The following is a 12923-nucleotide window of genomic DNA, read 5'->3' on the forward strand; positions in this document are numbered from 1 at the left end:
ATAAACTATCAACAGGAAAAATTATAGAACCTAATTAAATAAAAGGACGGCTAAAGCCGCCCTTTTATTAGTTTTCACGATAACGAGTATTAAATAGTGGACTAACAGGTTGATGTTGTTCAATTAACTTAATTGCATCACCCATAAGTGGCCCAACTGAAACTAATTGTAATTTATCAATTTTCTTTTCTTCAGGTTGATTAATTGAATCTGTTAAAACTAAACTCTTAATTTTAGAATTGTTAAGACGATCAATTGCAGGACCAGAAAGAACTGCATGAGTTGCACTAGCATATACTTCTGTAGCACCTGCATCAATTAAGGCCTGCGCTGCTAATGTGATAGTACCTGCTGTATCAATCATGTCATCAATGATGATGGCACGCTTTCCACTAACATCACCAATAATATTCATAACTTCTGCAACATTAGCTTTCGGACGACGCTTATCGACAATTGCAATTGGAGCCTTTAAAAATTCAGCTAACTTTCTAGCACGAGTAACACCACCATGATCTGGTGAAACAACAACTGCACCCTTTTCTAAATGATTAGATAAGAAATAATCTGCTAATAAAGGTGCCCCCATTAAATTATCGACTGGGATATCAAAGAAGCCTTGAATTTGTGGTGCATGTAAATCAAGAGACAAAATTCTTGTAGCACCTGCTGCTTCAAGCATATTAGCAACTAATTTAGCAGTGATTGGTTCACGAGCACGAGTCTTTCTGTCTTGTCTTGCATAGCCATAGTATGGCAATACAATATTAATTGCTCGAGCACTTGCTCGCTTAACAGCATCAATCATAATCAAAAGTTCCATCAAATTGTCATTAACTGGAGCGCTTGTTGATTGAATTAAGTAAACATCCTTACCACGAACCGATTCATCAATATTAATTTGAATTTCTCCATCGCTAAAGCGTTGAACACTTGACTTAGCAAGGGGTACACCTATTCTATCAGCAATCTTTTGAGCTAATGGGGTATTTGAGTTGAGCGCAAAAAGTTTAATATCGTCTTTGTAAGACATTTTAATCCTCCATAAAATAACACTATCATACTCTATTTTAGCAAAATAAAAGACAAGCTCAAAGAAAAGCTTGTCTTTTTTATTAAAGAATTGGCAAATATCCCAAAATAAGGCCAACTACCATAAAACAAATAAATATTCCAATGCACCAACGGAAAATGTAACTTTGATATTCACCTAAAGTAATCTTGGTCTTGTCCATTAACAAATATATAAATGGTACCAAAGGGCTAAGGAAGTGGAATGCTTGTCCCATCAAAGCCGCAAAACCAATCTGCAAATTACTAAATCCATATGCTTTGGCAGTTGCAGCTAGTGGTGGCAAAACTCCATAGTAAAAAGCATCATTATTCAAAAGATAAGTACCTGGTGCTGAAATTACGGCAATAATAATTGCAAAGTATTTTCCAAATGAACTTGGAATCATCTGAGTTAATACAATGGCAATCGCATGTGACATCCCTGAAACATATTCGCCCTTTACATTTACAGGGCCATTTAATACCCCCATTAAGACACCAGCACCTAAAACCATAATAACCACACTAATCATTTCAGGAGCTAAAAGGCTAATCACGTGTCTTTGAACTTTTCCTTTTGGATAGTTAAATGCTAAGGCAATCGCTACACCAAAGCCAAATAAAATTGCACTATCAGCCTTACCTAAAACTAATGCTGCAACTAAAGCAATCGTTAAAATTAAGTTGAACCAAATTAAGTTAGGTCGCTTTAGATTTTCTTCCTCTTCTTCTGATTCGTAATGCTCTGCGACATGTTCAACATTTTCTTGAACACCTAGACGCCTACGTTCTTTTTTGCCCAAATAATAAGCCACACCAAGAGTATAAATAATTGAAAGAATCATTCCTGGTAAAAGTGGTGGCAAAATTTTACTTGCGTCTAAATGCATCACAGTCATTACTCGCGCAGTTGGACCACCCCAAGGAATCAGATTCATAACACCATTGGTTAAGATAATTAAAGTTGCAAGATAGATTTTTTTGATTTTTAACCGATCAAAAATTGGTATCATCGCAGTACATACGATCATAACAGTAGTCGTCCCATCACCATCTAATGAAACAAAAGCTGATAAAATTGCAGTTCCAACTAGAACTTTTAAAGGATCACCTTTTACCCATTTAACAACTTTATCAACCATTGGATCAAATAATCCTGTCAGTAGCATAATGCCAAAATACAAAATGGCAAAAGTCATCATTGCAAAAGTCGATGCTACTGACTTAATACCTGCCATTGCATAGGTCAAAGTATCAAAGAATCCATAGCCAGCTAAAACTCCAAATAAAATTGGGACTATTACTAAACTTGTAAAAGCGCTTAACTTCTTAGCCATAATTAAAGCCATGAATGTGACTATCATGGCTAAACCAAGAAACGCCATCAATGTGGTGTTCATATTTACTTATTCTCCTTGTTATTGCCAGTCCTTATCCTGGGCAAGAGGCAATTTATGCCAGTAATCTTCTTTATTTACTTGGCGACCTCTAGCAATTGCCATTTCATAGCGGGCAACATCTTTAGTAATTGTTGAATCAGCAGCAATAAATGAGTGATCTGCGACATTAATCGGATTGATAATTGTTGAACCGGCACCAATGAAGGCATGATCACCAACAGTTGAATGAAACTTCTTAACACCGTCATAGTTAGAGAAGATTACACCGCAACCTACGTTAATATCCTTACCTAAAGTTGCATCCCCAATATAAGTTAAGTGCCCTACTTTAGTATTTTCCCCAATTATAGCTTTCTTAATTTCAACAAAGTTACCAATATGAGCGCCAGACATAATCTCAGCTTTTGGTCGAAGATGAGAATTAGGGCCAATATCTGTATTATCATGCATAACCGCTTCTTGAATTGTTGAAGAAGTAACAGTTACATTATTACCAATTTCTGAATCAACGATTCTTGAGCCACTAGTTATTACACATTCACTACCAATAGTTGTTTTTCCTTTAATAACAACATTACCTTCAATAATAGTGTCATTGCCAATTTTTACATCACTGTCAATATAAGCAGTAGCGGGATCAATGAAAGTTACACCATTACGCATATGCTCTTCATTAATTCTCTTTTGCATAATTTTAGATGCATTTGCCAAGGCAACTCGATCATTAACACCTAAACTTTGGCTAAAGTCAGGCATCTTATATGCACCAACTCTCTCACCACTATTACGCAAGATTTCCAAAACATCTGTTAAATAATATTCGCCTTGGGCATTATCATTAGTAACTTTCTTTAATGCAGCAAAAAGTTTTTTATTATCAAAGCAGAATACACCTGTGTTAATTTCTTTAACTTTAAGTTCTTCAGGCTTTCCATCTTTTTGTTCGACAATCCGTAAAACATTGCCTTGTTCATCACGAATAATTCGACCATATCCAAATGGATTAGGTGCTTCAGCTGTTAAGACTGTTGCAGCATTTTCTTTTTCTTGGTGATAATTGAACAAGTTTTCAAATGTTTCTGTTGTAAACAATGGAGTATCACCAGTAACTACCAAAGTAGCACCGTCTTCATTTTTCAAAACTGGTGCAGCAGTTAGTACCGCATGACCTGTACCTAATTGTTTTTCTTGGAAGGCAAAATCACTTTTACCAGCTAAAACTTTTTTTACGTCTTCAGCTCCAGTACCTACAATAGTTACAATCTTTTCAGGTTTCATGCCGCTAGCGGCTTTAACAACATGTTCAACCATTGTCTTACCACAAACTTTGTGCAAAACCTTATAAAGCTTTGACTTCATTCTGGTACCTTTACCAGCAGCTAAAACAACTACAAATTTCTTCATAAACTTAATCCCTTTCGCATACTTATAGGCTCTAGTATACCATTTTAGAAGCGATTAAAATCAGTTTTCTCTAAGAAATTACCAAGAGAGGTTTTAATAACCATCTTTTCAGTATCTATCTCATCAATTTTTACTAAAGATAGATAATCATCAACCATTTTATCTGCATGAGTAGTTTCGCAAAGCACACAAATCCCACCAACTGTAGAATCGAACTCACGAACTAAGCCCTCCATACCAGTTAAGGTGCCTCCACCTTTCATAAAATCATCAATAATTAAAACATTTGAGCCTTTTGGTAAAACCTTAGTTGGTAATTCCATTTTTGCTACTCGAGAAGATGATGATGATAAATAATTTACAGAAACAGTTGCACCTTCAGTAACTTTTCCTCTTTTACGAGCAGTTACAAATGGAACATTTAAAAATCTAGATACTGCTTCAGCTAAAGGGATACCCTTAGTTTCGATAGTCATAACAGCGGTAATGTTTTTATAAGCATAGTGTGTAGCGACCATTTCACCAATTCTTTGCATATCGCTAGGTGATCCTAACACATCAGACAAATATACAAAGCCGCCTGGTAAAATTCGTTCGGTATCTTCAATTCTATCCGCCAATTCTTGTAAATATGCTTCTGAATGTTTTTTACCTAAAAAAGGAATATAGCGTACTCCTCCAGCAGCACCAGCCACAGTTTCTAATACACCATCTTCATTAGCAGCTAAAGTATGTTTAAGAATTGATAAGTCTTCTGAAATAGATGATTTGGCAGAACCATAACGCTTAGCAAAAAAAGGTAATGAAATAAGCGTATGCGGACGGGCCAAAAGATATTTGGTCATATCAACTAGTCTTTCTGAACGTTTCATGGTTATTCCTTCCTAATGTTTGTAAATAATCAACTTATAATATACATTAATGACAACAAAAAATCACTAGTGTTCTATAAAAAACACCAGTGATTGTTCGTAAAAAACAATGTTTTATTATATACTATTCAAATTTTAATTCAATATTTTTAGTTAACAAATCTGTATAACTGTAAGAAACTCTCTCAAAACTATTCTGATCTTGATCAAGGTCAACTACAAATACAGCAGGAAAGGTGCTTTTCAAGATACCTTTTCTTTTAGTTACCTTTTTTCTACCCGCTTGGGCTACAACAGTTAGATTCTCACCCACATGAGAATCTAATAACTTCTTAATTGATATGATTGATGTTGGCACTAGAAAACACTCCTTTGTGAAATAATTTTATCACAAATTTGTGATTTTTTCAACAAGCTTAAAAATCATTCAGCCTTCAATGCCTTAGCTAAGCCAATAAATTGATCAATTGATAACTCTTCTGGGCGTACTTTTTCTGGTAAATCCAACATTTGTAGAAGTTTTTTACGTTCTTCACTATCTTTAACTAAGGACTTTAAATTATTATTCAAAGTCTTTCTTCTTTGTGAAAAACACATTTTTACCACATGATCAAAATTATCAGTATCCCCAACATCAACTTTTTGTACAAGTGGTTTAAGAACAACAACTGCTGAATCAACTTTTGGCTGAGGATTAAAGTTTGTATGATCTACCATTACTGCCATTTTTACACTCATTTGCGTCTGAACAAAGATTGTTAAAGGACCATACTCTTTATTCCCACTACTTGCACATAGCCGTTCAGCTACTTCTTTTTGCATCATCAAAGTTAAGCTTTCAAAAGCCAAATCACTCTTAGCTAAAGCAAAAATAATTGGAGTTGTAATGTAATATGGTAAATTAGCTACAACTTTAACTGGCTTATTTAAATCAAAGAAGTTGCCAATATCTGCCTTAAAATCAGCTTTTAGAATGTCTTTCATTACCAATTTAAATACATCATCTAAATACTTGTCACCTATTTTTTGAGGCAATTCATTATGCAAAATTTCTGGCAAATCTTGGTCAATTTCGTAAGCTAAAACTTTAGCTCCACGTAAAAGCATTTGTTCTGTTAATGAACCAATTCCCGGGCCAATTTCTAAGACTTGATCATCACCATCTATTTCTGCAGCATCTAAAATGTCATTAATTTTATTTAAACTAATTAAAAAGTTCTGTCCCAAATTTTTCTTAGCGAAACCCAAATAACGATTCATTATCGCTTTGGTTCTAATTGGGTCACAAATTGGTAAATTATTTGCCATTTTCAACCTCACTTACCGTTTGCCTTAATTCAGAAAAGCCAATACCAAACATCACCAGACGCTTATAAAATTGCTTGCCATTTGCATAGCCAATACCTAATTTAACTCCAACAGCTTCGCGCAATTTGCGTGAACGAGAACTAGTAGCTAAGCCCAAACCACGATATTGATCAAAAGTTAAATCACTTATTTTTTTCATTTCATGTAAATCAACTAAAGCTCGCTCAAGTGCTTCTTTAGCGGCATGTTCAACACCTAAACTGCCACTAAATTCGGGTTCTGCTTCTTTTCTAGTTACAAAAGCTTGCTTAGCTGTTGGCACAGCTTGAGTCACAATCTTCCGAATCCGTTCTCCGTTAAAGTCAGGATCGGTAAACACAATGATGTCCCGTTTTTGGGCAACTTTTTTGATTAACGCCAAAGTTTCAGTACTGACTGCTGAACCATTTGTTTCAATCGTCTCAATTCCTGGAAAAAACTGCTTCAAACGTGCGGTATCATCTTTACCTTCAACTACTACAACGGCATCAAAGTTTTTATTATTTAATTCCATAAGCAGTCACCGTATTCTTGTAAGTAGCTTCAGCTACTTCTTCTAAGCTAACACCTTTTAACTCACTAATTGCTTTAGCAACATAATAAACATAGGCTGGTTCATTTTGCTTTCCGCGATATGGCTTAGGAGTCAAGTAAGGCGCATCAGTTTCTATTACTAATCGATCAAGTGGCACTAGTTTCACACTAGCATGAACGTCCACAGCTTTGGTAAATGAAGCAACCCCTGAAAATGAAAAAGTCACATTATCTAATGTCAAAAACTTCTTCGTCCACTTAGGTCCACCATTATAGCTATGTAAAACTGCGCCGTATTCTAAATTACTAGTTTTTAAAATCTCATAGCAATCCTTAAAAGCATCCCTAGTATGGATATTAACCGGTAATTTTAAATCATGAGCAATTTCAATTTGCCGTCTAAAGATTTCTTTTTGTAAATCACGTGGAGATTCATCCCAGTAGTAGTCAAGGCCTATTTCGCCTAGAGCAACTACCTTAGGCTCTTTTAATTGCTCAACAAGCAAGTCTTCCCATTCCTGGCAATAATCTTTGGCAACATCTGGGCAATAACCAACAATGGCATAAACGTTATCAAATTTTTTAGCTAAATCAAGAGCACGTTTGTTGTATTCTAAGTCCTGTCCAACACAAGCCATCTTAGTTACATGTAAATCTGCAGCTCTTTGCAGATATACTTCTTCTTTCCCTCTAAAAGGAGTGTCATTCAAATGTGTATGTGCGTCAAAAATCTCCATTAACCTAATAATGCCCCTAAATCATGTTCATCGCCAACAATTGCAAGCTTAACTTTCTTACCCTTTTCACTAGATAAAAGCATACCTTGGCTTTCAATTCCCATCATTTTACGTGGCTTTAAATTAGTTACAGCTAAAATCTTCTTACCAACTAACTCTTCAAAGTTAGGGTAGAATTTGTGCATCCCTGATAAGATTTGACGTTTTTCATCGCCAAAATCCATTTGAAATTTAAGCAACTTACTTGAACCTTCAACAGCTTCAACACTAACAACTTGACCAACTTTAATTTGAACTTTGTCAAAATCGTCAATAGAAATGTAGTTCTTTTCTTCTTCCATTTCTGCTGCCTTCTTTTCACTTCTAGTTTGCTTCTTGCTTACAGCTTTAGCCATTTCTTCTTTAATGTATGCTACCTCTTCATCCTTTTTTCTTCTTGGGAAAATTGGAGTTGGCTTTTCAGTAACCTTAATGTTCCAAGCAAATGCCCCAAATTCTAAGGCTTTTTGTGTTTCATCTTCAAAGTTCAAACCTAATTGGGTAAAAATCTTAGCTGGACTTTCAGTCATAATAGGGCTAATCATAATTGCAATTAAACGTAAGCTTTCAGCTAAGTTAGCCATTACTCGAGCTAATTCTTCAGTCTTACCTTCCTTGTTTAAAACCCAAGGAGTAGTTTCATCGATATACTTGTTAGCACGACCAACGAATTTCCAAATTGCATCTAAAGCCTGTGAGAAGTGGAGTGCATCCATTTGCTTTTGGTATTCAACTACTGTTTCATTAGCTGCTTTAGCTAAATCACTACCTAAGTCATCTTGACTAGCTGGCTTAGTTACAAGTCCTGCTTGGTATTGGTTAATCATAGAAACAGTTCTGTTAAGAAGGTTACCCAAGTCATTAGCTAAGTCAAAGTTAACTCTTTCAACAAAGTCTTCAGGTGAAAAACTACCATCACTACCAAATGGAATAGCTCTCATTAAGTAGTAACGTAATGCATCTAGACCAAATCGATCAACAATTGATTCTGGATAAACAGCATTCCCCTTAGACTTACTCATCTTATCCTTGTAAATTAAGACCCAACCGTGACCAAAAATTTGCTTAGGAAGTGGTAAATCAAGGGCCATCAACATAATTGGCCAGTAAATTGTGTGGAAACGAACAATTTCTTTACCAACTAAATGAACATCAGCTGGCCAGAACTTCTTAAATAAGCTGTCATCATCTGAGCCATAACCTAAAGCAGTAATATAGTTTGATAAGGCATCAATCCAAACATAAACCACGTGCTTTGGATCACTTGGTACTGGAATACCCCAGTCAATAGTAGTTCTAGTTACAGATAAGTCTTCAAGACCAGGCTTAATAAAGTTATTAACCATTTCCTTTTCACGTGAATGTGGCAAGATGAAGTCTGGATTTTCCTTGTAGTACTTAAGTAAACGATCAGCATACTTACTCATTCTGAAGAAGTATGATGGCTCTTTAACTAGTTGCACCTTGTGACCAGATGGAGCAATACCACCGATAACTTTACCGTTATCATCTTTAAATACTTCTTTTAATTGTGATTCAGTAAAATATTCTTCATCTTCAACACTGTACCAACCAGTATATTCGCCTAAGTAGATGTCGCCTTGCTTTAAAAGTTTTTCAAAAATCTTTTGTACACTCTTAACGTGGTCAGCATCTGTCGTACGAATGAACTTATCATAAGAAATATCAAGCTTTTTCCAAAGTTCTTTATATTGCTTAGCCATGTTATCAACATATTCTTGTGGCTTAATACCAGCTTTTTCAGCCTTTTGTTCAATCTTTAAGCCGTGTTCATCAGTTCCAGTTAAAAAGAAAGTGTCATAACCTTGGCTACGCTTATAACGAGCCATACTATCAGCTGCAATTGTTGTATAAGCATTACCGATAGTTAATCGGCCTGATGGATAATAAATTGGAGTTGTAATATAAAAAGTCTTTTTGTCAGCCATAATTTGTCTCCTTCACATTTTTACTAATTTAATCATACACCATGAAAAAAGGGATTTCCCTATGAGAATCCCTTCTATTGTATCAAATTTAAATCAAAAATTTTTCTTTTCTGAGATAAAGTCTCTTAACTAAACTTGTTAATAAAATATAAAGTATTAATAAACCAACTACTATTTCAATAAAAGTCCCTGGCATTGAGCCGAATTTCAAACTTGTAGCAACACGTGAATATGGTAAGTAACTACCTATTACCGCTGCACCAAAAGTTGCAAGCATTACTGGGGCTGTAGCATGTTGCTTAATTAATGGTAATTTTCTATCTCTTAAAGCATGAATTACCATTTCTTGAGTCCAAAGCGATTCAATGAACCAGCCTGTGTGGAATACTGCTATGAAAATAGCCTTTCCTGCCAAACTTAAACTTGTAAAACCGCCACCTGCAACGCTAGGACAAATCACAAAGTAAAGTAAGGCGAAAGTGATAATATCGAAGACTGATGATGTGGGGCCAAAATAAAACATAAACTTAGGTAATTTCTTAGTTGACCAAGTTCTTGGTTGTGAAAGATATTCTGCATCCATACTATCAAAAGGAATTGCCAAACAACTAGTACCATATAGTAAATCCAAAATTAATAGCTGCAAGGGTAACATTGGCAAAAATGGTAAGAAGCTTGAAGCAACTAAAATTGATAAAATATTTCCAAAATTAGATGAAAGAGTTATCTTGATATATTTCATCGTATTTCCAAAAATTTTTCGTCCAATTCTTACTCCATTTTCCAAAATTCTCAAATCTTTATGAAGTAAGATGATATCGGCACTTTCTTTGGCAATATCAACTGCAGTATCAACAGAAATAGAAACATCTGCTGCTTTCATAGCTGGAGCATCATTAATTCCATCTCCCATATAACCAACTGTATGGCCATCTTTTTTCAAAATTTCAATAATTCTAGTTTTTAGTTCTGGTGATAATTTTACAAAAATATCACTTTCTTCAATCATCTTACTTAATTCAGCATCTGTTTTTCCTTCTAAATCATTACCAGAATATATTTTAGAAACATCTAATCCGACTTGCTTTCCTACCGCTCTAGTTACGGCTGCATTGTCTCCTGTTAAAATTTTAACAGTAATACCGTCTTCTTTAAGATGGTGCAAAGCCTCTTTAGCAGTTTCTTTTGGTGGATCAAGAAAAGCTAAAAAGCCCACAATTGTTAATTCTGACTCATCTTTTACGGAAAACTCACCAACTGGTGCTGGATTTTTCTTATATCCAAGCAAAATGACACGAAGACCATCATTATTCATATCATTAATATTAGATAAAACTTTTTCTTCTTGTTCTTTAGTTAGTGGAAGTCTTTGACCATTAAATTCAACGAAATCACTTGCCTCAAGCATTTCCTCAGCGGCACCTTTAGTTACAAGTAAATGTTCGCCAGCCTTATTTTGGACAACAACACTCATCCGCCGCCGCTTGAAATCAAAAGGAATTTCATCGATTTTTTCATAATCTTGCTTAATTTTCTTAGTATCAAGTTCATTTTCAGCTGCATCAATAACAGCCTTATCAATTAAATCTTTCATCCCCGTTTGATAAAAGCTGTTCAAATAAGACAATTCTAAAACTTTTGGTTTTTCAACCATATTTAAGTCATAGTGCCGTTCTAAAACAACCTTATCTTGCGTTAAAGTTCCAGTCTTATCAGTACACAAAATATCAGCTGATCCAAAATTTTGAATTGAATTCATCTTTTTGACAATTGTGCCATGCTTAGACATTTCTACTGATCCCTTAACTAAGTTACTAGTAACAATAACCGGTAACATTTCTGGCGTTAAACCTACTGCGGTTGCTATAGCAAAAATTAAGGCATCTAACCAATTCCCTTTAGTTAAACCATTAATCAAAAAAACTAACGGTGCAATAACAGCAGTCATTGTAATTAATAGTTTAGAAATATCTTTAATCCCTGTATCAAAACTAGTTTGTTTAATTTTAGTCTGAGAAATTTGCCGAGCTAACTTTCCAAAAACAGTTTGACTTCCCGTCGCAAATACAATCCCTGTTCCTGAACCAGAAACAATTGTTGTTCCTTCATAAACTACATTTGGATAATCAATATATTCATTTAACTGATTCTTATCAGGCTTTTGCCCTGCAATCTTTTCAACAGGATTGGATTCACCATTTAGTGAACTAGAAGAACAAAACAAGTCCTTACTCTTGATTAATTTCATATCGGCTGGAACCATATCCCCAGCTGCTAAATTAACAATATCTCCTGGTACAACTTCACTTGTTGCTAGTTCTTGGTCTTTACCATCTCGGCGAATATTAGTCGTAACAGAAACCATTTTAAGCAAAGATTGAACAGCATCATTAGTTTTTACATTTTGAATAAAACTAGTTAATCCCGATATCAATACCATAGTAATCATAATAATTACTGTACTTAAGTCCTTATCACTAGCTGGAACAAGGATATAGTTAGTAAATAAAGATAAAGTAGCCAAAATGAGTAACACTACCGTAAATGGCGTCATAAAGGCCTCAAATAAAAAATGGGCTTTAGTATTATGCTCATTTTTAGCAATTTCATTTCTACCATATTTTTCACGCATTTGTTCAGCTTGGGATGTACTTAGCCCTTTACCAGAACTATCATATCGCTCAAAAGTGGTGGTTAATTCTTCCATCGCAACTTCTTGCAAAAACTTGCGATTAGTTGCATTACTGCTAGTTTTCTTTTTGATTTTAATCATCGAAAACCCCTCCTCTTTTTTGAGCAAACAAACAAAAAGAGCCCACCAAAAGGAAGGCTCTTTAAAAGGCTGCGTTATAACCAATCGTTCAGTTTTAACACTACGTGACGTAAGCACATGCTAGCTATCTGGATAGTGCCTTAACTCGACAATACCTGTTTAACCCGTTGGCATCTCTGGATGTTCCTGGGCGATAGCGTGTGTTCACGTAGGAGTCTCACCTAACAGTTTATTTGCTGTATTAAATTTACAAATTGAGTATAAACTCATAATTTCGAAGGCGTCAAGAATTATCTCTTAAATATAAATTTTCGGTAAAGGTATGTACCAGACATAAATATTAATCCAAACATAATTGCTACTGGTAAGGATAAACTTCTTGGCTTTAACATTTTGTCTAATTCAAATTGAGCTAAGTCATATTTACTCGTAATACCTTGACTTTGGTCAATTAAGGTAAAAACTGCACGCAATAATCGCTTGACTCCTTGGCTAAACTGATTTTTATTAGTGGACTTTAATAATTCTGCTTGACTGGTTAATAAGGCTGATTTTTTATTTGAAGTAATAATCTTTTGCCAGCTTTTACCAACGTACAATTGTATATTATTTCTTTTATTACTACATTTAACCAAAAGATAAATCTCTTTTGGCGCTACTTTTGCAGGCCTAGTATTAACAACTTTAATTTTAACTTCAATATTTTTTTGCTCATAAAACTGATTTTGTCTTTGAATTAATTGCTCAGTTGTTAAATCATTGGAACTAAAAGCTGTTACTATTGGAAAAAATAACAATAAAAAGAAAATCAAACA

11 protein-coding genes and 1 riboswitch are annotated in these 12923 nt (G+C 34.7%); all 11 genes read right to left on the minus strand.

What is annotated here, in order from left to right:
- Window positions 1-67 precede the first annotated feature (67 nt).
- Entirely contained in the window at window positions 68-1033 is a 966-nt protein-coding gene (locus FC45_RS02650; protein WP_006588688.1) for a ribose-phosphate diphosphokinase, read from the minus strand.
- A gap of 82 nt (window positions 1034-1115) precedes the next feature.
- A complete protein-coding gene (locus tag FC45_RS02655) occupies window positions 1116-2453 on the minus strand; it encodes a CitMHS family transporter (protein WP_006588229.1) in 1338 nt (445 codons plus the stop codon).
- An 18-nt stretch (window positions 2454-2471) separates the two neighbouring features.
- Window positions 2472-3857 (minus strand): bifunctional UDP-N-acetylglucosamine diphosphorylase/glucosamine-1-phosphate N-acetyltransferase GlmU, encoded by a 1386-nt coding sequence (gene glmU, locus FC45_RS02660; protein ID WP_006585265.1) that lies wholly within the window; start codon window positions 3855-3857, stop codon window positions 2472-2474.
- A gap of 44 nt (window positions 3858-3901) precedes the next feature.
- Window positions 3902-4729 carry a pur operon repressor gene (gene purR, locus FC45_RS02665; protein WP_006585266.1) on the minus strand — a complete coding sequence of 276 codons (828 nt, stop codon included), beginning with the start codon at window positions 4727-4729 and terminating at the stop codon, window positions 3902-3904.
- 124 nt (window positions 4730-4853) lie between these two features.
- Complete coding sequence (locus tag FC45_RS02670; protein WP_006585267.1) at window positions 4854-5087, minus strand: Veg family protein; 234 nt, start codon at window positions 5085-5087, stop codon at window positions 4854-4856.
- Window positions 5088-5152: 65 nt separating this feature from the next.
- A complete protein-coding gene (gene rsmA, locus FC45_RS02675; protein WP_006588228.1) occupies window positions 5153-6037 on the minus strand; it encodes a 16S rRNA (adenine(1518)-N(6)/adenine(1519)-N(6))-dimethyltransferase RsmA in 885 nt (294 codons plus the stop codon).
- Entirely contained in the window at window positions 6027-6590 is a 564-nt protein-coding gene (gene rnmV / locus FC45_RS02680; protein ID WP_006588227.1) for a ribonuclease M5, read from the minus strand. Before rnmV ends, rsmA begins: the two co-directional genes overlap by 11 nt.
- Window positions 6577-7347, minus strand: a complete 771-nt coding sequence (locus tag FC45_RS02685; RefSeq protein ID WP_006585269.1) for a TatD family hydrolase — start codon at window positions 7345-7347, stop codon at window positions 6577-6579. Before FC45_RS02685 ends, rnmV begins: the two co-directional genes overlap by 14 nt.
- Window positions 7347-9335 carry a methionine--tRNA ligase gene (gene metG, locus FC45_RS02690; RefSeq protein ID WP_006585270.1) on the minus strand — a complete coding sequence of 663 codons (1989 nt, stop codon included), beginning with the start codon at window positions 9333-9335 and terminating at the stop codon, window positions 7347-7349. The genes FC45_RS02685 and metG overlap by 1 nt, the downstream gene beginning before the upstream one ends.
- Window positions 9336-9423: 88 nt before the next feature.
- The gene (gene mgtA / locus FC45_RS02695) at window positions 9424-12108 is read right to left on the minus strand and encodes a magnesium-translocating P-type ATPase (RefSeq protein ID WP_006588226.1); all 2685 of its coding nucleotides are present in this window, start codon (window positions 12106-12108) and stop codon (window positions 9424-9426) included.
- 72 nt (window positions 12109-12180) lie between these two features.
- Window positions 12181-12344, minus strand: a riboswitch (M-box (ykoK) riboswitch).
- 54 nt (window positions 12345-12398) lie between these two features.
- Window positions 12399-12920: a hypothetical protein gene (locus FC45_RS02700; RefSeq protein WP_224783212.1), complete on the minus strand. Its 522-nt coding sequence runs from the start codon at window positions 12918-12920 to the stop codon at window positions 12399-12401.
- Window positions 12921-12923 lie beyond the last annotated feature (3 nt).

It is taken from the genome of Lactobacillus jensenii DSM 20557, from assembly GCF_001436455.1.
Taxonomy (GTDB): Bacteria; Bacillota; Bacilli; order Lactobacillales; family Lactobacillaceae; genus Lactobacillus; species Lactobacillus jensenii.